At 57.6% G+C, this 20,814-nt stretch carries 19 protein-coding genes, 3 tRNA genes and 1 pseudogene; 9 read left to right on the top strand and 14 right to left on the bottom strand.

Annotated elements, in window-relative coordinates; translation table 11 throughout:
• The 10 genes and pseudogenes from FZE95_RS18200 to FZE95_RS18155 form a co-directional block, all read right to left on the bottom strand.
• Positions 1 to 248: pseudogene (locus FZE95_RS18200) on the bottom strand (hypothetical protein); the annotation flags it as partial.
• Positions 212 to 2,002, bottom strand: a complete 1,791-nt coding sequence (gene tssF / locus FZE95_RS18195) for a type VI secretion system baseplate subunit TssF (protein ID WP_150302244.1) — start codon at positions 2,000 to 2,002, stop codon at positions 212 to 214. The pseudogene FZE95_RS18200 and the gene tssF, both read right to left, overlap by 37 nt.
• A 26-nt stretch (positions 2,003 to 2,028) precedes the next feature.
• Positions 2,029 to 2,304 (bottom strand): PAAR domain-containing protein, encoded by a 276-nt coding sequence (locus FZE95_RS18190; protein ID WP_150302243.1) that lies wholly within the window; start codon positions 2,302 to 2,304, stop codon positions 2,029 to 2,031.
• An 11-nt stretch (positions 2,305 to 2,315) separates the two neighbouring features.
• Positions 2,316 to 2,720: a type VI secretion system baseplate subunit TssE gene (tssE, locus tag FZE95_RS18185; protein WP_150302242.1), complete on the bottom strand. Its 405-nt coding sequence runs from the start codon at positions 2,718 to 2,720 to the stop codon at positions 2,316 to 2,318.
• Positions 2,721 to 2,725: 5 nt separating this feature from the next.
• Entirely contained in the window at positions 2,726 to 4,201 is a 1,476-nt protein-coding gene (tssC, locus tag FZE95_RS18180; protein ID WP_150302241.1) for a type VI secretion system contractile sheath large subunit, read from the bottom strand.
• Positions 4,202 to 4,225: 24 nt separating this feature from the next.
• Positions 4,226 to 4,729 carry a type VI secretion system contractile sheath small subunit gene (tssB, locus tag FZE95_RS18175; RefSeq protein WP_150302240.1) on the bottom strand — a complete coding sequence of 168 codons (504 nt, stop codon included), beginning with the start codon at positions 4,727 to 4,729 and terminating at the stop codon, positions 4,226 to 4,228.
• Between the two features lie 18 nt (positions 4,730 to 4,747).
• Entirely contained in the window at positions 4,748 to 6,313 is a 1,566-nt protein-coding gene (gene tssA / locus FZE95_RS18170) for a type VI secretion system protein TssA (protein WP_150302239.1), read from the bottom strand.
• Positions 6,314 to 6,849: 536 nt separating this feature from the next.
• Entirely contained in the window at positions 6,850 to 7,785 is a 936-nt protein-coding gene (locus tag FZE95_RS18165) for a PA2778 family cysteine peptidase (protein ID WP_150302238.1), read from the bottom strand.
• 4 nt (positions 7,786 to 7,789) lie between these two features.
• Positions 7,790 to 8,197, bottom strand: coding sequence for a PA2779 family protein (locus FZE95_RS18160; protein WP_150302237.1), 408 nt, complete (start codon positions 8,195 to 8,197; stop codon positions 7,790 to 7,792).
• A 146-nt stretch (positions 8,198 to 8,343) separates the two neighbouring features.
• Positions 8,344 to 9,627 carry an NAD(P)/FAD-dependent oxidoreductase gene (locus FZE95_RS18155; RefSeq protein WP_150302236.1) on the bottom strand — a complete coding sequence of 428 codons (1,284 nt, stop codon included), beginning with the start codon at positions 9,625 to 9,627 and terminating at the stop codon, positions 8,344 to 8,346.
• A gap of 153 nt (positions 9,628 to 9,780) precedes the next feature.
• On the opposite strand from FZE95_RS18155, the gene FZE95_RS18150 reads away from it, so the two are divergent.
• From FZE95_RS18150 to FZE95_RS18130, 5 genes are all read left to right on the top strand, one after another.
• Positions 9,781 to 10,683: a LysR family transcriptional regulator gene (locus tag FZE95_RS18150; protein WP_150302235.1), complete on the top strand. Its 903-nt coding sequence runs from the start codon at positions 9,781 to 9,783 to the stop codon at positions 10,681 to 10,683.
• Between the two features lie 69 nt (positions 10,684 to 10,752).
• Positions 10,753 to 12,234 (top strand): glutamate--tRNA ligase, encoded by a 1,482-nt coding sequence (gene gltX, locus FZE95_RS18145; protein WP_150302234.1) that lies wholly within the window; start codon positions 10,753 to 10,755, stop codon positions 12,232 to 12,234.
• A gap of 257 nt (positions 12,235 to 12,491) precedes the next feature.
• Positions 12,492 to 12,567 (top strand) — tRNA-Ala (locus FZE95_RS18140).
• An 84-nt stretch (positions 12,568 to 12,651) separates the two neighbouring features.
• A tRNA-Glu gene (locus FZE95_RS18135) sits at positions 12,652 to 12,727 on the top strand.
• Between the two features lie 47 nt (positions 12,728 to 12,774).
• A tRNA-Ala gene (locus FZE95_RS18130) sits at positions 12,775 to 12,850 on the top strand.
• Positions 12,851 to 12,957: 107 nt separating this feature from the next.
• Here FZE95_RS18130 and FZE95_RS18125 read toward each other — a convergent pair.
• Together FZE95_RS18125 and FZE95_RS18120 are read right to left on the bottom strand one after the other, a co-directional pair.
• Positions 12,958 to 13,899, bottom strand: coding sequence for a phosphoribosyltransferase family protein (locus tag FZE95_RS18125; RefSeq protein WP_150302233.1), 942 nt, complete (start codon positions 13,897 to 13,899; stop codon positions 12,958 to 12,960).
• A 280-nt stretch (positions 13,900 to 14,179) separates the two neighbouring features.
• Positions 14,180 to 16,429: an Orn/Lys/Arg family decarboxylase gene (locus tag FZE95_RS18120; RefSeq protein ID WP_150302232.1), complete on the bottom strand. Its 2,250-nt coding sequence runs from the start codon at positions 16,427 to 16,429 to the stop codon at positions 14,180 to 14,182.
• 193 nt (positions 16,430 to 16,622) lie between these two features.
• Between FZE95_RS18120 and FZE95_RS18115 the strand changes: the two genes are divergently transcribed.
• Entirely contained in the window at positions 16,623 to 17,069 is a 447-nt protein-coding gene (locus FZE95_RS18115; protein ID WP_150302231.1) for an acyl-CoA thioesterase, read from the top strand.
• A 67-nt stretch (positions 17,070 to 17,136) separates the two neighbouring features.
• Here FZE95_RS18115 and ppnP read toward each other — a convergent pair whose 3' ends face one another.
• Positions 17,137 to 17,418, bottom strand: a complete 282-nt coding sequence (gene ppnP, locus FZE95_RS18110; protein WP_150302230.1) for a pyrimidine/purine nucleoside phosphorylase — start codon at positions 17,416 to 17,418, stop codon at positions 17,137 to 17,139.
• 195 nt (positions 17,419 to 17,613) lie between these two features.
• On the opposite strand from ppnP, the gene FZE95_RS18105 reads away from it, so the two are divergent.
• The 3 genes from FZE95_RS18105 to FZE95_RS18095 all read left to right on the top strand — a co-directional run bounded on the left by FZE95_RS18105 (position 17,614) and on the right by FZE95_RS18095 (position 19,252).
• Entirely contained in the window at positions 17,614 to 17,889 is a 276-nt protein-coding gene (locus FZE95_RS18105) for a DUF5666 domain-containing protein (RefSeq protein WP_150302229.1), read from the top strand.
• Positions 17,890 to 18,043: 154 nt separating this feature from the next.
• Entirely contained in the window at positions 18,044 to 18,916 is an 873-nt protein-coding gene (locus tag FZE95_RS18100) for an NAD(P)-dependent oxidoreductase (RefSeq protein ID WP_150302228.1), read from the top strand.
• Positions 18,917 to 19,000: 84 nt separating this feature from the next.
• A complete protein-coding gene (locus FZE95_RS18095; protein WP_150302227.1) occupies positions 19,001 to 19,252 on the top strand; it encodes a YkgJ family cysteine cluster protein in 252 nt (83 codons plus the stop codon).
• 55 nt (positions 19,253 to 19,307) lie between these two features.
• Here the strand turns inward: FZE95_RS18095 and gltA are convergent, their stop codons facing one another.
• On the bottom strand, positions 19,308 to 20,582 hold the full coding sequence (gene gltA / locus FZE95_RS18090; RefSeq protein WP_150302226.1) for a citrate synthase: 1,275 nt from the start codon (positions 20,580 to 20,582) through the stop codon (positions 19,308 to 19,310).
• Positions 20,583 to 20,814: the final 232 nt, after the last annotated feature.

Here is a 20,814-nt window from a genome sequence, read left to right as displayed (position 1 = left end):
ATGCTGGAGGCCTTGCAAAGAGGGAGGGGACCATATACGACGCTCTGGATGTCGCTCCCGGGGAAGCCCATGCTTGGATTTGCACGGAATTCGAGCAGGTCGTACAGCGCCTCGTCATCCAGCTCAGGGTGTGCCTGGCGCAGTTGATCGAGCACCAGAAGGACGCCCTGAAACAGGCTGTACTCGCGGATACTCCGGCCTGGCAGGTTGTTCAAAGCAGGGGCTGCTGCCCCATGCGCGGCGTCCATTGGTACACTTCTCCCTGTGTGCTTTTGACGACCAGCTCGTGATAGGAATTCAGGCTGGCATAGAGTGCAAAGAACTCGTTCAGTATCGAGGCGAATACAAACAGATCGCCTTCGCCCAGATAGCCTTCCGGATCCATCAGCAGTTCCGTGCGCACGCCTCGCACCGGCAATCCGCGATGCAAACGGTCGACGTGCCTGTGGCCGATGTGTTTGAGGCCGCCCAGCAGGCGCTGACTGACCTTGGCTGCATGTTTGTCGTAATGGCGCGGCAGGTCATAGGTTTCGAGGATCACCTTGAGCGCCTCGACGTTGGCCAACGACAGGTAATTCAGTGACATATTGCTGATCAGCTTCCAGAGGAAATCCTCGTGTAACGGCGGGGCATAGCAAGGAGTTACCGCGCTGATATTGCGGAAGGTGAGAAATTCCGGCGTTTCCTCGCTGGGCAGACAGATATCACCGAGTGCCAGTTGGCGTGGCAGATTCTGGTTGGTGCACGTCAGCTCAATGGAGAGGGTTTCGTGTTGGTCAACCTGGCGCAGCCCGAAGCTGAGATAGGTGTCCTGGCTATCGCCGAGCAGTGACGGCTGTTGGCGCAGACTGTAGTGCGGCCGGGCCTGATCCACATCGAAGCTGGTGTCATGCTCGAAGGACTCAAACGGCACGTATTCCTCGTAGCCCATGCCGCCTGGCTTCCAGCCGGTCACCCGGTCCACGGAAAACACACCGCATTGGTTGCTGCCGTAGTCGGCTGGGCGCAGCAGATACTGATCCTGACGGCCGTCCAGGCGAATGGGGGTAGCGTCATGACTGAACAGGTTGACCACCGGCGTGCAGTACAGGCGAACGTTATCCAGGGTAGGTCGAATGCGTTGCAGGCTGGATTTGCGAATATCGAACCGCAGCTCCATGCCGCGCACTTGCTTGAGCACGTCTGCAGGCAGCTGACGAATGCGTTCCAGGCCGTTCACATCGACAAACAGGAACTTTTCCTGAAAGGCGAAGTATTCCTGCAGGTAGCGATAACCACGGAAGGTATTCAAAGGGTAGGGAATCAGCGCCTGATCTTCGGCAAAACCAACCGGCAAGACCTGTTCCGCGCCGATATGCAGGGCGGCCAATGGCGCGCCGATTGCGTCGGTGACGGGTTTGCCTGCCTTGTCCAGCAGTACCAGGCTGATTCCCTGAAGGTGTCGCAGCAGGCTGAGATACAGCATCTGGCTGATATACCGCTCGCCCGCCAGATGCAGCCGCAGGCTGCGCATATTCAAATCGCCAAGATGGCCGTCTGCAGTCATGCTCAGTCGCAGGTTAAGCAGTGCTCCGTCACCTTTGACTGAATAGTCCAGCTGGCTCAGTGCCAGGGACATGACCTCGGTCACATAGGCCGTACGGAATTGGCAGGTCACCCCTTCGATGGGGCGCGATTCAACCGGCGTGTCGCGCTCGACCATCAGTGCAGGTCCGGAGCGCTTCAACGGATCGAATTGCAGCATGCTGAAGGCTGGCAGCGGCCGCATGTAGTTGGGCCACAGGAGGTGCATCAGCGAATGCGTGAGTTCTGGCAGTTCATCGTCGAGCTTCTGCCGCAGACGTCCCGTGAGAAAAGCGAAGCCTTCGAGCAGGCGCTCAACATCCGGGTCGCGACCGCTCTGCCCGAGGAAAGGCGCCAGTGCCGGGCTACGCTCGGCAAAGCGCTTGCCCTGTTGGCGCAGCGCGGACAGCTCACTCTGATAGTAGTGATTGAATGACACGGATCAGTCCCTTGAATACATGGCAGTCATTTGCCGATTACAACAGTCGTCGACCCTGAGACCACGGCATTGCCATGGTTTCCGGTGCTGCCCAGTACTGCGGCGGGCTTGCCGTTGATCATGACACTGCCGCTGACGCCACCGACCAGCATACTGCCGCACGCGGTCGGGTCGCCCATACGCGCTGCCGGCACTCCCTCGATCAGGACATCGGGTGATCCCTGGGTGATCGGGTTGCTGCCGTGCTTGTCCTTCGGGCATTCAGTCATGTCGCCGATGCGGGCGACCGGTTTGCCAGACATGGTTGTGCTCCTTATTGAACCCGAACCTGGCCGCTGCCATCGAGGCGCGCCGAGAAGCTCACCTGTTGCCGGAAACCATCGGCTTCCAGCAGGCCTTCCACGGCAAAGGCCAGGCTCAGCGGATCATGGTTACGCGGCAACGAGATGACCCGCACCCTGGATAAGCGGGGTTCGTAGTTCTCGATAAAACGTTCTATAGCGATACGCGCCTGCTGCAGTGAATCATGCAATGACAAGCGCATATCATTGAGATCAGGCAGCCCATAATCCGGCAACGCCTGCACGCTGCCGGCACGGGTACTCAGCATCTTCGCCAGATGACTGGCAACCGATGCCGTCACGGCCTTTTCATGCTGCCAACTGCTGCGTCTGGCGCTTTCGCCACCGAGACGCTCGAACAGGCTGCCATAGCTCACGGTGCTTACTCCTTGTCCATCTTGCCCACCAGCGACAGGGTGAAATCGGCGCCCATGTACTTGAAATGCGGACGAACGCTCAGCGTCACCCGATACCAGCCTGGCTCGCCGTCGACGTCACTGACATTGATCTGAGCTGCGCGGAGCGGACGGCGGCCACGTACTTCCGGGTTAGGGTTATCCTGGTCGGCAACGTACTGGCGAATCCACTTGTTCAGTTCAAGTTCAAGATCGGTGCGCTCTTTCCACGAACCGATTTGCTCGCGCTGCAGGACCTTGAGGTAGTGGGCCAGGCGGTTGACGATGAACAGGTAGGGCGGCTGAGTGCCGAGCTTGTAGTTGAGTTCGGCAGTCTTGCCTTCTTCACTGTTGCCGAAGAACTTGGCTTTCTGTGCTGAGTTGGCGGAGAAGAACGCGGCATTGTCGCTGCCCTTGCGCATGGTTAGGGCGATGAAGCCTTCGTCGGCCAGTTCATATTCGCGGCGGTCAGACACCAGTACTTCGGTGGGAATCTTGGTTTCGATTTCGCCCATGCTTTCGAAGTGGTGGAGCGGAAGGTCCTCGACTGCGCCGCCACTTTGCGGGCCGATGATATTCGGGCACCAGCGGAATTTGGCGAAGCTTTCAGTCAGGCGGGTGGCGAAGGTGAACGCGGTGTTGCCCCACAGATAGTCTTCATGACTGTTGGCCACGTTTTCTTTATAGACGAAGCTCTTGACCGGGTTGTCTTCCGGATCATAGGGGTTGCGCAACAGGAAGCGGGGCAGAGTCAGGCCGACATAGCGCGCATCTTCCTGCTCTCGAAAGCTCTGCCATTTGGCAAACTGCGGACCTTCGAAGTGATCCTTCAGGTCCTTCAGATCCGGCAGACCTGTAAAACTTTCCAACCCAAAGAATTTCGGGCCGGCCGAGGCGATAAAGGGGGCGTGGGACATGCTCGCAACGCTGGCCACGTACTGCATGGTCTTGACGTCTGGCGCGCTGGGATCGAAGAAATAATTGGCAATCAGCGCGCCCACCGGCTGGCCACCAAATTGGCCGTATTCTGCGGTATAGACGTGCTTGTACAGGCCGGACTGGGTAACTTCAGGACTGTCTTCGAAATCCTCCAACAGGTCCTGCTTGGAGGCGTTGATCAGCTCCAGTTTGATGTTCTCGCGGAAGTTGGTGCGATCGACCAGCAGCTTCAGGCCGCGCCAGGATGATTCCAGGGCCTGGAAATCACGGTGATGCAGAATCTCGTCCACTTGGCGGCTGAGCTTGGCGTCGATCTCGGCAATCATGCGGTCGACCATTGCCTTCTTGACCGGCTCTTTCTGGTTCTGCGGTTTGAGCAATTCTTCGATGAAGGCTGATACGCCGCGCTTGGCGATACCGTAGGCTTCGTCTTCGGGAGAGAGCCGGGTTTCGGCGATGATGCTGTCGAGAATGCTGACTTCGCCGGTTACATGGTCGGCGGCTGTTGCGGCTTGAGTACTCATCTGTAGCGTCCTTGTCTGAGCGGATCAGCTTTGCGGTTGTTGGTCGGCGAGGCCCAGTTCGGCCAGTACGCGTTCGCGCGAGTCGTCATCGCTCAGCACGCTCTCGATTGCCTTGCGAAACGCCGGTGCATTACCCAGCGGGCCCTTCAGCGCCACCAGTGCATCACGTAGTTCCATCAGTTTTTTCAGTTCTGGAACCTGATCCACCAGGCTGCCCGGGTTAAAATCCTTCATTGAGTTGATCTTCAACTGAACAGCGAGGTCTTCCGTGCCGCCGTCTTCCTGCAGGCGGTTAGGGACAGCAAAGGTCAGACCCAGATCCTGCTTGCCGAGCACTTCATCGAAGCTGTTCTTGTCGATCGCGATGGGCTTGCGGTCCTCGATCTTGCGGTCATCCTGACGCTGGGTGAAATCGCCCAGTACCATCAGTTTCAATGGCAGTTCGACTTCCTCCTGAGCGCCTCCGCTGTCAGGGGTGAAGGTGACGTTGACGCGTTCCTTGGGTGCTACTGAGCCGTCTTTGGCCATGGTCGTTCTCCGTTACAGTTATGGCCCGAAGGCCTGGTCCAGTACCACTTCAAGATCGAGGTGGCACAACCTGCGGTAGATCTCTTCCTTGCGTTCACGCATGTGCTGCTGCGGCAGACGCTCGCGGCAGCGATATGACAGGCTCAATACCTGCAGGTTGAGATCGGGCTCCCAGTCCCCCAGACCGCTGGTCTGGAGAAGCTGATCGAGTGAATCGAGCTGGACGCTGGCCATCTCGTATTTTCCGGCGTGGTAGCACAGACGCGCTTGCGCCAGTTTCCAGTGAAAACGATCGCGACCACCTTTCGCCTGTTGGCTGGCCTGCTTGATGTGCTGCACAGCGGCTTTCAGCCCGTCATCGCGCAGCACGACCAGAGCGTCCTGCAATGCGTTGTTCCAGGCGGCTGTGGTGTCGCTTGCTGCAGCTGCACTGTTCGCGTCGGGTTGATGGGTGAGGTCCTGAGCCAGTACACGGGTAGTGATCCAGTTCAGCGCTTCGCCGCTGGCAAAGGGCGCGCCATCGTGGAAGCACAGGGTGTGCAGGTCAGGTAGTCGCTTGAGAAAGGCACCGAGCTGTGATTCCAGCTCCTGCATGGCTGCTTCGTTATTGAGATTTTGCAAGCACTGCCAGGCGAGGTATTGGCCATCCAGCCAGAACGGTGCTCTGGCAATGCTGGTCTCAAGGTCCAACAGCAGTTCGCTGTAGTGACCTTGAGCGAGGCGTTCCTGATAGGCCGCCAGGCGGTCCGCAGGCAGTCCGCGCAGCGCCGTAACATTGTTGGCGTCGTGTTCTGGCGCGTTGTCGATCGGTAGCCATAGCAATGTTCTGGACAGCTTGATGCTGCGCACGTCTCCGACTTTCTGTTGTTGCCACCAGCTGCACAGCTGGCGCCCTTGATCCTGCAGCTGACGCAGCAGCTTATGGGCGTCCTTGCTCGATTGTGGCGTATCCGAATCGGAGCTGGACGAAGATACGACCACCGGTTTGATCGGCGTCGAAGCAAGGGGTGGGGGTGTGTGCTCCTGTTCGCTGCGTTTGACCAGCTCTTCCAGTCGCCGGCAAAGCGGCAGGAGTTCGGGCGTGTCGGAACCAAGCTGAGCGCTTAATTGCGTATCAAGACCGCGCAACAGCGGAGCGATAGCCCGCAGCGCATCGAAATCATCCGGCTGTGGCGAGCATTCGCCGAGGGCCTGCTCCAGACGAGGTTGTAACCAGCGTAGAGCGGCTGAGCGGGTGCGCATCTTGCGGGGATGAAGCTCGGACCAGTGCCCGGTACACAGCGCGTGGATCACGGCGATACCTGCCTGCAGTCCGCTGAGGGACTGCTCCTGAAACAAGCTCCAGGCGAGCCAGGCGGCAACGCGTAGATCCTTGGAGGAGGTGGTCAGGATTGCTTCGGCGGTGACCCGTACAGTTTCCCAGTCCGTACCTTCGCCCTGGTGCAGCGAGCCGGTCTTGGCCAGCTCTGCTTCCAGAGCTTCGAACTCGGGCGAGTAGCGCACATCCGTGCCAGCAAAGTCGGCATCGCTGATGGGCTTATGGGCCACGTTTTCAAGGTAATGCTGTACGGGCATGGACGCCATCTATCCTTGATGTTGCGACCTTTGGGTCGCGATCCGTTTCGATGCTGTGTTCTCCTGAACAACAACTGGTGCATCGAAGTTGTGTGTAACTGTCAACTCATGTGGTCGGAATAGAACGTGCTCAACGAATATCTGCCAAGCAATATGATTCCGGTTGGTAGCGCAAGAACTTGCGCATACTTCGTTGAGCTGCGTGTATCCTAGTTCTGAGCGTCGGGCTCGACAAGGCGCGAACTGTGCGCTGGTTTGCTATATGGGAGATTGAGTTAAACTATTAATAGTGACGCCAGAAAAACGTTACTGGCATGGATGGTTATTAGCGAAGGCTGACGTCAAGCCCTCTATACTGCTGCTTTAGGAGGTGAGACCTCTGTCGCGGTATGAAATGTATATTTGTGCCGGGATTGGCATTTTAATTATTAAGCGGTTGACCGAGATGTTAAGAGTGGTTGCGCAATAACTTATAACGTGTTGCAGCGTTCTTGTTTTGTTTCTTTGCAAAGTATTCTGAGCAGAATACGCAGTAAACGCTGTTATCAGTGAAGCGGGCACTGCTTGAACAGCGATTCGTGGAATGCAGGCGGGCAATCGGAGTGGCCGGTTCCACAGTGTCGCGCTTGTTTGGCACTTTCTTCGCAATCCAGCGCATCCAGCGTTACCGCAAGATTATTCCAGCCAACTGTGAGCCCCGGATGTTCCTTTGTGAGCTGGAGAAAATGCCGGGCTGCTTCTTCGCGCTGGCCCTGCGCCCAGGCTACGTTGCCCAGCCCGAAACGCCCAGCAGGCTGGTCTGGCCATTGCTTGAGTGCCGTCGTGTATGCCGTGCGGGCGCTTTCCAGTTTGCCGGTCTGCTCCAGTTCGCTGGCCGCGGTGAGGTAGGGCAGGGGCTCGGCAGTGGCAGGTAACTGATCTGGCGGAAGCATGACGCGCGCCCAGTTATCGGCGCGGTTCCAGGTTTTACTGAATAATCTGAAAGGTTCGCGCTGCTCGGCATTCAATCCGCTGTGAAGAATCATGACCTGTCGTTCAAGGTCGTAGCCTATCACCACGGCGTAATGCCATTGCGGGTACCAGTTCAACGCAAGGTTCTGCATGACCAGCACCGGATTGCCTGCGGCCACTTCCTGTATGGCCGATTCGATCTTTCCATCCAGTGGATAGGCAAGCAGATCTCTTTCTCTCGCCGCGGCGACCATTTCGACCTGCAGGCTGCCCTCGCGCTGGGGAATATAGACGCGCTCTACCAGTTGCTCGGGTGTGTCCGGAAGGCCTCGGTGACTGAGCACCATGGCGAGGGCGGCTGGGCCGCATTGATACTCATCCTGTGGATGAAAGCGGACGTCAGTCAGCAGTATTTTCTGGGGGACGTCTCGCAGCAGGGTTTGATCAGGCAGGATCATTGATCGGCCCGCGCAGGCTGACAGCAAAGCTGTCAGCCCTAGCAAGCCCATCAGGCGCCAGATAGGCGGCACTGATTTACCTGGCGCAGTTGATGAAGCTGTAGATATTGGTCACGCAGAGAATGTCGGTTACCGCGAAAATCACCAGGAACAGTACGATCACGCCGACTACGCCGGCACCTGCAGGGGCATTGTCGAGCTGGGCATTGAAGCTCGCCAGTTCGCTGGCGGTCAGGCTGTTGATACGTTTCTCCACCTGGTCAGGCGATACGCCCATGCTGGCCAGCTTGTCCTGCACGTCCTGGTCGGCAAGCATACCTTTGAGTGCGTCGCGGTCGAGATTCAGCTTTTCTTCGGCAATGAGCTCATGGGTACCCACCATGGCAGTTGAAGCCTGAGCCTGAATGCTTGCCAGACTGGTAAGCATGAACAGGGCAGTGAGCATGATGGAAATGTAGCGTTTGGTTGATTGCAGCAATTTCATGGTTACAACTCCTGTTTCTTCTTGTTTGGCTGTCCGTGCGGTCAGCCGTTCATTCCGGTCTCCCGGGCTGCGACCCGATGGAGCGCGCAGCTATTGCCAATCAATCGACCCGATTTGAAATTCGGGAGTTCCGATTGGCAATTCGATTATAGACCCAGCCTGTCCCTGAACTGGTAATACCAGGCGCCCAGGGCAGTAAAGGGAACCCGCAACAGGCGGCCTCCGGGAAATGGATAATGGGGCAGGCTGGCGAAGGCATCGAAGCGCTTGGCCTGGCCCGACAGGGCTTCCGCGATAATCTTTCCAGCCAGATGTGTGTAGGTCACACCGTGCCCGCTGCAGCCCTGGGAATAGTAGATATTGTCACCAAGCCTGCCGACTTGTGGCAGGCGCGACAGTGTCAGCAGAAAGTTGCCCGTCCAGGCATAGTCGATCCTGGTGTTCTTCAACTGCGGAAAGGTTTTCAACAGGTTGGGGCGAAGCATCGCCTCGACATTCGCCGGATCGCGGGCTCCGTACACCACACCGCCGCCAAAGATGAGGCGTTTGTCTGCCGAGAGACGGTAATAGTCCAGAAGGTAACTTGCGTCCTCTACACAATAATCCTGCGGCAAGAGCGAATTCGCCAGCTCTTCGCCCAGCGGTTCGGTTGCAATCACCTGTGTGCCGCATGGCATTGACTTGGCGGCCAGCGCCGGAATCAGGTTGCCCAGATAGGCGTTGCCGGCCACAACTACGAACCTGGCGGTGACCTGGCCCTGAGCGGTGTGCACCACAGGGTTCGCGCCCTGGTCAACGCGGATAACTTCGGATTGCTCATGGATGATACCGCCCAGTGATTCAACCGCTTCAGCTTCGCCGAGCACCAGGTTGAGCGGGTGGATATGGCCACCGCTCTTGTCGAGCATGCCGCCGACATACAGATCGGTAGCTACCGTCTCGCGGATACGGCGAGTGTCGAGCATTTCGAGCTGGGTATTACCGTACCGCTCCCAGAGCGCTTTCTGTTCTTCCAGCTGTTGCATTTGCTTGGGCGTAAACGCAGCAAACACGCCGCCGCTCTTCAGGTCACACTGAATGTCGTACTTTGCTACCCGCTCACGAATGATCCGGCCGCCCTCGAAGGCCATTTCCCCCAACAGTTGCGCCTGTTGCGTGCCGACGGACCGCTCGATGACATCGATATCACGGCTATAACTGTTGACGATCTGGCCGCCGTTGCGACCCGAGGCGCCAAAGCCGACCTTGGCCGCTTCCAGCACCGTGACTCGAAATCCCTGCTCAAGCAGATGAAGGGCTGCTGAAATACCGGTGTACCCGGCCCCGATAACACACACGTCGGTGTCATGGTTTCCATTGAGCGGCGGTCTGGGAGGGGTGGGGTTGGCGCTGGCAGCGTAGTAGGACGCAGTATGCGGCGTAGCAGACATGGCACACCTATGTTTGAAATATTTTACATTGTTGATCCTACCGCTCTGTCCTGCATAACGCTACCAATCAGGCAGTTAAATCAGGCGGTTATTACGCCGACGAGACCGAAGGTTTACAATCAGATACTTTGTTGCGCTACAGGAACAGTTGTCATGGGATTGGATGACGCACTCGTTTTCACCCGGGTGGTGGAGTGCCATAGTTTTACCAGCGCTGCGCTGACTCTGAACATGCAGAAATCCACGGTCAGCAGGCGGATTGCCCAGCTTGAATCGCGGCTTGGCGTACGTCTGCTCAACCGGACCACACGCAAGCTGCGCCTGACGGAAGTCGGGCAGGCGTACTACGAGCGCTGCCGCCAGATAATGCAGGAATTTGCCGAAGCCGAGCAGGCTATCATGCAGCTGCAAAGTGAGCCGACAGGCCTGCTGCGGGTCACTTCGCCAATTGAATTCGGCCAGCTGTTTCTCGGCGGCGTGGTGGGAGAATTCATGTGCCGCTATCCCGCTATCCGGGTGGAAGTGGAACTGACTACGCGGGTGGTCAACCCGGTCGAGGAGGGGATCGACATCGCCATCCATCTTGGGCGCCCGCAGGATTCCAGCCTGGTTGCCCGGTCGATGCTTGCAAGTCCGAGACAGCTGTATGCAAGTCCGGCCTATATCGCCCAGTACGGTATGCCGGCGCGCCCCGAAGACCTGTCCACACACCGCTGCATTCAGACGTTGATGGACGGGGGACGTAAATGGCACTTCCAGCAGCCCCAGACAAGCGTCACCATTACCCCTGTGATGACAGTGAATAACATCACCTTTGCCCGCGAAGCCGCCCTTGCTGGCACCGGGATCATCAACGTTCCCGCTTTCATTGCGGAGCCCTACGTCGAAGAGGGCAAGCTGCGCCGCATACTGGAGGGCACCGTGTTGCCGTCAACCGAACTCTATGCGTTATATCCTTCAAGACGCTTCCAGGCGATGAAGGTAAAGGCGTTCATCGACTACATGATCGAACGCCTTGCTGCCTTCCTCGACCGGCCGGTAGAGACTAACGGCTAAGCGCTGATAAGATTCCCTTTTTCCTGTACAGCCCGGGATCCAGCCGGGTTGTTTCTGACGAGAGACCTCATGACCGTTCGTACTCGAATTGCCCCGTCCCCCACTGGCGACCCCCATGTCGGCACGGCTTATATCGCATTGTTCAACCAGTGTTTTGCTCGCCAGCACGGCGGCAAGTTCATCCTGCGCATCGAAGATACCGATCAGGTGCGGTCCACTGCCGAATCGGAAAAGCGTATCCTTGATTCGCTGCGCTGGCTGGGACTGGAATGGGATGAAGGCCCGGATGTTGGCGGCCCGCATGGCCCGTACCGGCAGAGTGAGCGCAGTGCGATTTACCAGGAGCATAGCGAGCAGTTGATCAACGGAGGCCATGCATTTCGCTGCTTCTGTACCTCAGAAAGGCTCGACGCGCTGCGTGCAGAGCAGATGGCCAACAAGCAGACCCCAGGTTATGACGGCCACTGCCTCAATCTGGAGGCGGGTGAAGTTGAGCGTCGCCTGGCCTCCGGCGAGCCGCATGTGGTGCGTATGAAAGTCCCAACGGAAGGGATCTGCACAGTGCAGGATATGCTGCGCGGCGAGATCGAGATTCCCTGGGAGCAGGTGGACATGCAAGTCTTGATGAAAGCCGACGGGCTGCCCACCTATCATCTGGCCAATGTGGTCGATGATCACCTGATGGGCATTACTCACGTTTTACGTGGCGAGGAATGGATCAACTCCGCGCCCAAGCACATGTTGCTCTATCAGTTCTTCGGTTGGGACATGCCCCAGTTGTGTCATATGCCTCTGCTGCGTAACCCGGACAAAAGCAAGCTCTCGAAGCGCAAGAACCCGACCAGCATTACCTTCTACGAACGCATGGGCTACCTGCCTCATGCTGTGCTCAACTATCTCGGGCGCATGGGCTGGTCAATGCCGGACGAGCGCGAGAAGTTTTCCCTCGACGAAATGGTGGCTCACTTTGACATTCAGCGGGTCTCGCTGGGCGGGCCAATCTTCGACGTCGAGAAACTGGCCTGGCTCAACGGTCAATGGATTCGCGAGCTGTCCGAGAATGACTTCGTTGAAGCGGTGCAACGCTGGGCACTCAACCCTGAATATCTGCGTCCTATGGTTCCACTGGTTCAAGCGCGGGTCGAGACCTTCAGTGACCTGGTTCCCTTGGCGGGCTTTTTCCTGAGCGGCAAGGTGAATCCTGCTCCCGAGCTGTTCGCTCACAAGAAATTGTCGCCCGATCAGGTCCGCCAGGCATTGCAGCTTCTTTTGTGGAAGCTGGAGGCGCTACGTGAGTGGGACAAGGAGAATATCACCGCGAGCATTCAGTTCATCGCCGAAGGGCTGGAACTCAAGCTTCGAGATCTGATGCCGCTGCTTTTCGCTGCGATCACCGGTCAGGCGAGTTCCGTATCGGTATTGGTCGCCATGGCCCACCTGGGGCCGGACCTGACCCGCTTCAGGTTGCGTCAGGCGCTGGAGCTGCTGGGCGGCAGTTCGAAAAAGGAAGTGAAAGCCTGGGAGAAGCTGCTGGCGGGATTGGGGGCGTAAAGCTAGAAGCTAGAGGCGGGAAGGTGGAAAACCCGGAGGGATAGTGGGTTTTGTCTTCTCCGGGGTGTTGTACCTACAGCCTGCAAGTCCGCTGCAGTCTCGGCCTTCAAGCTTCAAACATCCCGCTTCGCTGGTTAAGTTGCTGTTTTGCGTTAAATTCTGTTGACAGACCAGGGCATGAATCATAATATGCGCCCCGTCCAGAAGNTGTTGACAGACCAGGGCATGAATCATAATATGCGCCCCGTCCAGAAGACGGGGCTATAGCTCAGCTGGGAGAGCGCCTGCATGGCATGCAGGAGGTCAGCGGTTCGATCCCGCTTAGCTCCACCAATTTCTTTGGTCAACGTTCTGCGTTGACCTGTTTTTACACTGATGCCTTGAGGCGCCCAGCCTCAAACGCATAGAAGGGTTTGCGTCCCCTTCGTCTAGTGGCCTAGGACACCGCCCTTTCACGGCGGTAACAGGGGTTCGAGTCCCCTAGGGGACGCCATTATTGATCCGGTACAGGCAATATCGTATCGGCGGTCGCAAGACCACGGGGCTATAGCTCAGCTGGGAGAGCGCCTGCATGGCATGCAGGAGGTCTGCGGTTCGATCCCGCATAGCTCCACCATTTCAAAGGGCCGGCATTTATTGTCGGCCCTTTTTTTTGTGCTGGTGGAGTACGCACCGGACCGGTACGCCGGCGCGATGGGCGCCGGCGTCGGTCGCTAAGCGCGGCTATTGTGCGATTGGCATGAGCCGAGCGACCGCCGTATCCACCACCCGTCGCGGCAAGCGCCGTGCTTTACCCAGTGCTTTACGCAATCCGCCAGGCTGCGTCGTATCCAGTTCCTTCTGCTTCATGCCGGGTACGTACATACGGTTGGTCTCAATGCAGAACACCGGTTTGCCGGCGGAGCGCATGATCTCGATTGCTTGCGCCTTTTCGCTCTCGATGAACAGTTGCGCCAGCGGATTGTTACGATATACCTCGGCTTTGAACTTGTGATGCATGTTCAGACGTCGCCGTTCCTCGGCCGACGGCAGATCCAGCATATGCAGGGTGCCATAGCGCACGCCATTTCGTTGCAGCCAATCCTCGGTCTCGGCGCGGTACTTTTCGAGTCGGCTGGTAACCAGATGCGCGATCGGTAGCGAAGGGATATGAAGCGGTCGGGTAGTACTGAGGAAATTGCGATATACAGGACCGTCGTCGTTTTCGGCCTGGGTCGGATCAACGCACAGAACACCATCGATATCGAAGCACGCCTGACCGACCAGTGGGTGGTGCATGATATTCCACTCGTAGACCCTCGGGTGCTCAAGCACCTCCAGCACCAGATCGATATCCAGGACATGCTCTCTTTCGGCGAAGGCTACCAGTGTCGTCACCGACGCGGCGCGATGCTTTTCGAGTTTCTCTTTCGCCTGTTGCATCGAATGTGGGCTCGACAGGCAATCATCAACCAGCAATATTCTCCGGGCGCCAATTTCGGGTGAGGCGTCGCTGCGCAGAAGCGTCTGGAGATCGGTGCTCGGCTGGTTCAGTTTGAGCGCGATGATATTCGCCACCAGCATGCCGCTACGCGACGCCCCAACTACCAGTTCGGCGTCGCGGGGGAAGTTGCCGGCGTGATCATTAATCAGCGTTGATAGGTCGTTCAGGCTTCGATAGTTCATTGCAGCTGCTCCTGGCCTCGTTATCTGCACCCGGGCGGATAACGCGAATTGTCTGAGAGAGCTCCAGGACATCGCGCGACAGGCGCAGACCAGAACTCGTTCCGATGCTCTTCCTGATGAGAATGTGCAGGTTGTTGCAAGGCCGATATTCAACAGGAAGAGTGTCCAGCCTGCGACTCTTTCATGACGTTAGTGTGACCTGTAGCCGACGAATGTTGAGGTCCGGGACAGAGTCGTCATCGGCGACAGCAGCGAGGCCCCTGTGCGGGGGTTCGCTGGCTCAGGACGTCAGGCAGTCAACGCAGAAGGATAGCTGTCCGTCTGTGGCCTGCAGCCGGCGCAAGCCGTGGATATCACTCTCGAATCCGGGAAACTGGCGGTCGAGCGTTGAAGCGATCTGCAGAAAGTCCACGATCGCGGTGCTGTCGGCAGGAAAGCGCTCCCCGGGCATGATCACCGGGATGCCGGGCGGGTAGGGCACAAGCATTACTGCGCTGACGCGGCCTGCCAGTTGCTCGATGGATACTGATTCGACGTTTCCCCGCACCATTTCCTGATAGGCATCAGCCGGCCGCAGGGCCATCTCCGGCAATTCGGTATACAGCTGCCGGGATACCTTTACCAGTCGCTGGGTCTTGTAGAAATGGTGTAATTGTTGGCTAAGATCGCGCAGCCCCATGCCGCTGTAATGCCCTGTCCGTGCGATGCCAGGCAGCGTTACCTCAAGTGGTGCATTGGTGTCATAAAGCCGCTTGAATTCCTGCAGCTCGGACACCAGCGTGCTCCACTTGCCTTTGGTAATGCCCAGCGAGAACAGAATCAGAAAGGAATACAGCCCGGTCTTCTCGACAACGAGCCCGCGCTCGGCGAGAAAGCGAGTGACGATAGCGGCGGGTATGCCGCTTCGGGCCAGGCGTCCCTGTTCTTCCACCCCGGGCGTAAGCAGGGTCACCTTGATCGGATCAAGCAATGCGTAATCGTCTGCCATCGGGCCGAACCCATGCCACCCGGCCTCGTTATCGAGTGTCCAGTCATGCGCTGAAAGCGGTTCGGCGTTCAACGCCGCTGCAGGCTCCCATAGGTCGAACCACCACTGGTCTTCATCAAGCCGCTCGGCAATCTGGTGCATGGCGCAGCGGAACGACAGCGCCTCGTCCAGGGTTTCCTGTACCAATGAACGTCCTGGTGCGCCTGCCATCATGCCCGTGGCCACATCGATGGACGCGATGATGCCGTAATGCGGCGAAGTGGAGGTGTGCATCATGAAAGCTTCGTTGAAACGCTGCTCATCCAGCGATTGCTCATCGCTGTTTTCGGCGAGGATGATCGAGGCCTGCGACAGTGCGGCTAATACCTTGTGCGGCGATTGCGTAGCGAACACCAGCGGATGCTGCGCGCGGGGAAATCCGCGATGACGACCCATGCCATGGCGACCGGCATAAAATTCGTGGAAGGCGGCGTACCCGTACCAGGCTTCGTCAAAATGCAGAATATCAACAGCGTCCTCAAGCTCGTCCTTGATCAGCTCGGCGTTATAGCAAAGCCCGTCGTAGGTCGAGTTCGTGACCACCCCCAGGCGGATCCTGGCTTCGCGTCCCTGCAAAAGGGGATGCTCCGCCAGCCGTTCACGCAGCCGCTGGGGAGAGAAGGAATCGAGACTGATCGGGCCGATGATGCCGTAGTCGTTACGCGAACCGGTGAGGTATACGGGAATCGCCCCGGTCATGATGATCGCGTGCAGGATCGACTTGTGGCAGTTGCGGTCCACCAACACCACATCGTCGCGGGTGACATAGGCGTGCCAGATAATCTTGTTGGCGGTGGAGGTGCCGTTGACGACGTAGAAACTGTGGTCAGCGCCAAAGGTGCGTGCGGTATTGGCCTCGGCCGCGGCGATGGGGCCGTTATGGTCGAGCAGCGAGCCCAGGCCCGGCACCGAAACCGACAGGTCCGAACGCAGGGTGTTTTCGCCGAAGAAATCATGAAAAGCACGTCCGACAGGGCTCTTGCGAAAGGCGACACCACCGCCGTGGCCGGGCGAATGCCAGGAGTAGCTGGCGCGTCCGGTGTAATCCATCAATGCCTTGAAGAACGGCGGTAACAGCTGGGATAGATAAGAGCGGGCAGTGCGTGCAATCTGTCCGGCGATGAAAGGCAGGGTGTCCTCGAACAGGTAAATGATGCCGCGCAACTGGTGCAGGTTGCGCAGCTCGGCAAGCTTGGCGCTATCCAGGTTCTGCTGAATGCTCAGCGCCATGATCGGCAGTTCGGGCGAGCGCGAATGCGCGGCCTCAAAAAGCGCACGCACTGGTGCGAGATCGGCTTCCAGGTCCGCGGTAAACAGGATGCATGACAATCCGCGGTGCGCCTCGGCGATCAAGCGGCCCTCGTCTGTCGAAGCGGTACCAAGCACTTCAAAACCTTCCTGCTCCAACCCTTTGAAGAGTTCTGCAAGCTGAGTACCGGCCACGTCCTGCCGGCCGATGTGTGGATTAATCACCAGAATGGGAAAGTGCAGGTGTTTGAACATGCGAACGGTTCCGTCAGGAGTATGCCTACACGCTAGCCGGTTGGTGGTTGCTGCGGCAAGTCAGACGATTGCATCAAATCAGACGAAGACACATGCGAAACAAAGATCCATATTATTGGGGGCATACGGGGAAGGCCCGTGACCGGCGGTGTTATGCTGCACGCCCATCGAATGCGCTGAAGGAGCTGACTCTGTGAACTGGGATCTCGACAACCCGCATACCTGCGATATCACCGTTCAGGCGGCTGACATCGACGAATTGGGGCACGCCAACAACGCCGTCTATGTCGGCTGGCTGGAGCGTTGTGCCTGGAACCATTCTCAATCCCTGGGGCTGGGCGTAGAGGAATATCGCGAGCTGGACAGGGCGATGGCGGTGGTGCGCCACGAGATCGATTACCTTGGCGCGGCGTACGAGAAGGACGAGCTGGTAATGGCGACGTGGATCGTGCACTGGGACCGCAAGCTGCGCATGACTCGGCATTTCCAGTTGGTGCGCAAATCGGACCAGGCGACCCTGTTGCGGGCAAAAACAATCTTTGCCTGCATCGAGATGAGCTCTGGCAAACCGCGACGCATGCCGCCGGTTTTTATCGAGAAATATGCGCGAGGCCTGACGGAAGCTCAAATGCAGGGTTGAGTGTCCCAGAGAGCGATCAGGCGGGCCGACAGTTCGTCGGCTCGACCCTTCATTCTGGAAGCGGTGCTTAACGGTATTCGCAGAGGTATGCCGTATCCTGCTCAACTTGCAGATGGAACCGGCTGTTGCCCGGCACCGTAAACTGCATGCCTGCGCTGAATTCTTCCCACTGCTCGCTGCCTGGCAGTTTGACGGTGAGGTGGCCGCTGATCACATGCATGATCTCCAGCTGACTGGTTCCGAATTCATACTCTCCCGGCGCCATCACGCCGACGGTCGCTGCGCCCTCTAGCTGCCGGAAGGCGATAGAGGCAACCTTGCCTTCGAAGTATTCGTTTACCGTGAACATTGTTGCGCTCCTGATAGGGATTAAAAGGGTCAACATTATGCCGATGCGGCTCGCGAAGCGGCAATCCAAATCACCGAAAGGTGGATTCTTTCTGCATGCACCCGGGCGAATCGGCATGCATCGAACCCGGCAATCTGAACCTGTGATTTGTTCGAGGGTCAGGTATGTGTGTACCCAACAACTTCGGAGTTACTTATGAAAGCTTCTGCAACTGCCTGGTTTGCCGCTCTGGCTCTCGGTTTGACAGCTGCCTCGGCTCACGCCGATGACCTGGAAGGTGATATCGAGTCGATTGATAAGGAAGCCATGTCTTTCGTGGTCGACGGTAAGTCATTCTCGACCAATGAGCAGACCGAGTACGAAGACAAGCTCAAGTCGTTCGGCGATCTTCAGCAGGGTATGCGCGTGGAGGTGGACTATGAGGAAACCAACGGCGAAATGATCGCAACAGAAATCGAAATTGACGACTGATCAAGCATGACAACCAGCTGCCGCAGGCATCCTGCGGCCTGGTTTCCCCCTTGTGCCCTGTTATTATCCCCTCCATATAACCGCTTCTCTTGAGTCCGAGGCTAAGCGCTCGACTTGAAGAGTCCGTCGATTCAGCACCACCCCTGGAGGCAATATGGCGAGCATCGCTTTTATAGGTTTGGGCGTAATGGGTTACCAGATGGCTGGTCACCTGCTACGTGCAGGGCATGAGGTCGGAGTGTTCAACCGCACGGATGAGAAAGCTCAGGCCTGGGTTGCCGAATTTGGTGGCGAAGCTTTTTCTACGCCTGCTCGCGCGGCAGCTGAGCGTGATTTCATCATGATCTGCGTGGGTAATGATGATGATCTGCGACAGGTTGTCAGTGGTCCCGACGGTGTGTTGGAAGGGGTGCGATCCGGTGCCGTTCTGGTCGACCATACAACAGCATCTGCGGGCGTGGCGCGAGAAATCGCCCTGCTATGCACGTCCAAGGGGGTTGGCTTTCTGGATGCGCCGGTATCCGGAGGCCAGGCTGGCGCAGAGGCCGGAAAACTCACGGTAATGGTGGGCGGGGAAGAGGCGGTATATGACCTGGCGCGTCCGGCCATCAGCAGCTACGCAAAGATGGTGCGGCGGATGGGTGAAGTGGGCAGCGGGCAGCTAACCAAAATGGTCAACCAGATCTGTATTGCGGGTCTGGTGGAAGGCCTTGCCGAAGCGCTGAGTTTTGCCCGCTGTGCCGGGCTGGATGCCGAGGCTGCAATGCAGGTGATCAGTAAGGGTGCGGCACAATCCTGGCAGCTGGAGAACCGCCACAAAAGCATGATTGCCGGTGAGTTTGATTTCGGTTTTGCAGTGGACTGGATGCGCAAGGATCTAGGTATCGTTCTGGATGAGGCGCGCAGCAACGGTGCTCAGCTGCCGGTCACGGCTCTGGTGGACCAGTTTTACGCTGATGTCCAAGCCATGGGAGGAGGGCGCTGGGATACATCGAGTCTGATTGCCAGGTTTGAGCGCCCCAAATAAACTGGCGCGCCGGATTACGATGGCCAGTATGACTTCGAGCCGGGAGTGTGGTGGCGGATGAGTGTGATTGAGCGGGGTGTCCATATGAAATGTCGGGAAGGCTGCGGCGCATGCTGTATTGCGCCCTCAATATCCTCTGCAATTCCCGGTATGCCTGACGGTAAGCCAGCAGGCGTCGCCTGTATCAACCTGACGCCGGATAATCGCTGCGGAATATTTACTTCACCGTTACGCCCGCTGGTATGCAGCCAGTTTGCTGCTGATCCGCAGGTATGTGGGGAAAGTACCGAGGAAGCGCTGATGATATTGCGATGGTGGGAACAGCAAACCGCCTGATCTTTGCGCTTTGGCCTGATACAAAAAACCCCGCTCGATGGCGGGGTTTTTCGCGTTATCTGGTCGGATAATCCCGCTGTTCCGAGCCGGTGTACAGCTGGCGCGGACGACCGATCTTGTACGGATTGCTGATCATCTCGTTCCAGTGTGCAATCCAGCCTGGCGTACGACCCGTGGCAAAAATCACCGTGAACATTTCGGTGGGAATACCGATGGCCTTCAGGATGATGCCGGAATAGAAGTCCACGTTCGGATACAGGTTGCGCTCGATAAAGTACGGATCGGTCAGCGCGATTTCTTCCAGCTTCATCGCCAGCTCTAGCTGCGGATCGTTGATGCCGAGTTCGCCGAGCACTTCGTCGCAGGTCTGCTTCATGACCTTGGCGCGTGGATCAAAGTTTTTGTATACGCGATGACCGAAGCCCATCAGCTTGAACGGGTCGTCCTTGTCCTTGGCCTTTTCTACAAACTTGTCGATGTTGGACACGTCACCGATTTCATCCAGCATCCGCAGGACGGCTTCATTGGCACCGCCGTGTGCGGGGCCCCAGAGAGCGGCGATGCCCGCAGCGATACAGGCGAAGGGGTTGGCGCCCGAGGAGCCTGCAAGGCGTACGGTAGACGTCGAGGCGTTCTGTTCGTGATCCGCGTGCAGTACAAATACCCGATCCATCGCCTTGGCCAGGACCGGATTGATCTTCTTCTCTTCGCATGGTGTGTTGAACATCATGTGCAGGAAGTTTTCCGAATAGGACAGGTTGTTACGCGGAAACATGAACGGCTGACCGACCGAATATTTGTACACCATGGCTGCCAGGGTAGGCATCTTGGCGATAAGGCGGATCGCCGAAATTTCCCGATGATGGGCGTCGTTGATGTCCAGCGAGTCATGGTAGAACGCCGACAGCGCGCCGACCACGCCGCACATGATGGCCATCGGATGCGCATCGCGACGGAAACCATTAAAGAAGTGCGACAGTTGTTCATGCACCATGGTGTGGCGTTTGATGGTGGTATCAAAGGTTTGCTTCTCTTCGTCAGTCGGAAGCTCGCCCTTGAGCAGCAAGAAGCAGGTTTCGAGGAAGTCGGCCTTCTCGGCCAGCTGTTCGATCGGGTAACCACGATGCAACAAGATCCCTTTGTCGCCATCAATGTAGGTGATCTTTGATTCACAGGATGATGTGGCCATGAAGCCGGGGTCGAATGTAAAAACCCCTTCTGCCGTCAAACCGCGGACATCCACCACATCTGGGCCTAGGGTGCCAGAGTAAACTGGCAGATCGATGGGGGCAGCGCCCTCGATGATCAATTGCGCCTTTTTATCAGCCATGAGGCCTCCTGTTTGATGGTATCGAAAGTGTGCCCCCACGCAGGGCCCGCATCACTATAAGGTCATAATCCCGTTTGTCAATTATGGGATAGAGAATGGTTATAAGCTTGATTTAAGCAGTCAATAAGCCGCTAGATCGGGGGCGTTAACCGCACAGCATGGACTGGGAATGCCCGCTGGAAAGAGTGTATCGCATTGTAATCAAAGGTCTGAGTCTCTATACTCCCTGTCC

Origin of the sequence: Pseudomonas profundi (assembly GCF_008638305.1) — a bacterium.
Lineage (GTDB): Bacteria > Pseudomonadota > Gammaproteobacteria > Pseudomonadales > Pseudomonadaceae > Halopseudomonas > Halopseudomonas profundi.
Note: the sequence above shows the minus strand (reverse complement) of the source record. Positions and strands in the feature narration are given on the sequence as shown.

Bases quoted from the DNA above. Each gene is read 5' to 3' on its own strand.
- FZE95_RS18190 (WP_150302243.1), bottom strand. From the start codon at position 2,304: ATGTCTGGCAAACCGGTCGCCCGCATCGGCGACATGACTGAATGCCCG.
- tssC (WP_150302241.1), bottom strand. From the start codon at position 4,201: ATGAGTACTCAAGCCGCAACAGCCGCCGACCATGTAACCGGCGAAGTC.
- tssB (WP_150302240.1), bottom strand. From the start codon at position 4,729: ATGGCCAAAGACGGCTCAGTAGCACCCAAGGAACGCGTCAACGTCACC.
- tssA (WP_150302239.1), bottom strand. From the start codon at position 6,313: ATGGCGTCCATGCCCGTACAGCATTACCTTGAAAACGTGGCCCATAAG.
- FZE95_RS18160 (WP_150302237.1), bottom strand. From the start codon at position 8,197: ATGAAATTGCTGCAATCAACCAAACGCTACATTTCCATCATGCTCACT.
- FZE95_RS18155 (WP_150302236.1), bottom strand. From the start codon at position 9,627: ATGTCTGCTACGCCGCATACTGCGTCCTACTACGCTGCCAGCGCCAAC.
- FZE95_RS18150 (WP_150302235.1), top strand. From the start codon at position 9,781: ATGGGATTGGATGACGCACTCGTTTTCACCCGGGTGGTGGAGTGCCAT.
- gltX (WP_150302234.1), top strand. From the start codon at position 10,753: ATGACCGTTCGTACTCGAATTGCCCCGTCCCCCACTGGCGACCCCCAT.
- FZE95_RS18125 (WP_150302233.1), bottom strand. From the start codon at position 13,899: ATGAACTATCGAAGCCTGAACGACCTATCAACGCTGATTAATGATCAC.
- FZE95_RS18120 (WP_150302232.1), bottom strand. From the start codon at position 16,429: ATGTTCAAACACCTGCACTTTCCCATTCTGGTGATTAATCCACACATC.
- ppnP (WP_150302230.1), bottom strand. From the start codon at position 17,418: ATGTTCACGGTAAACGAATACTTCGAAGGCAAGGTTGCCTCTATCGCC.
- FZE95_RS18105 (WP_150302229.1), top strand. From the start codon at position 17,614: ATGAAAGCTTCTGCAACTGCCTGGTTTGCCGCTCTGGCTCTCGGTTTG.
- FZE95_RS18100 (WP_150302228.1), top strand. From the start codon at position 18,044: ATGGCGAGCATCGCTTTTATAGGTTTGGGCGTAATGGGTTACCAGATG.
- FZE95_RS18095 (WP_150302227.1), top strand. From the start codon at position 19,001: ATGAAATGTCGGGAAGGCTGCGGCGCATGCTGTATTGCGCCCTCAATA.
- gltA (WP_150302226.1), bottom strand. From the start codon at position 20,582: ATGGCTGATAAAAAGGCGCAATTGATCATCGAGGGCGCTGCCCCCATC.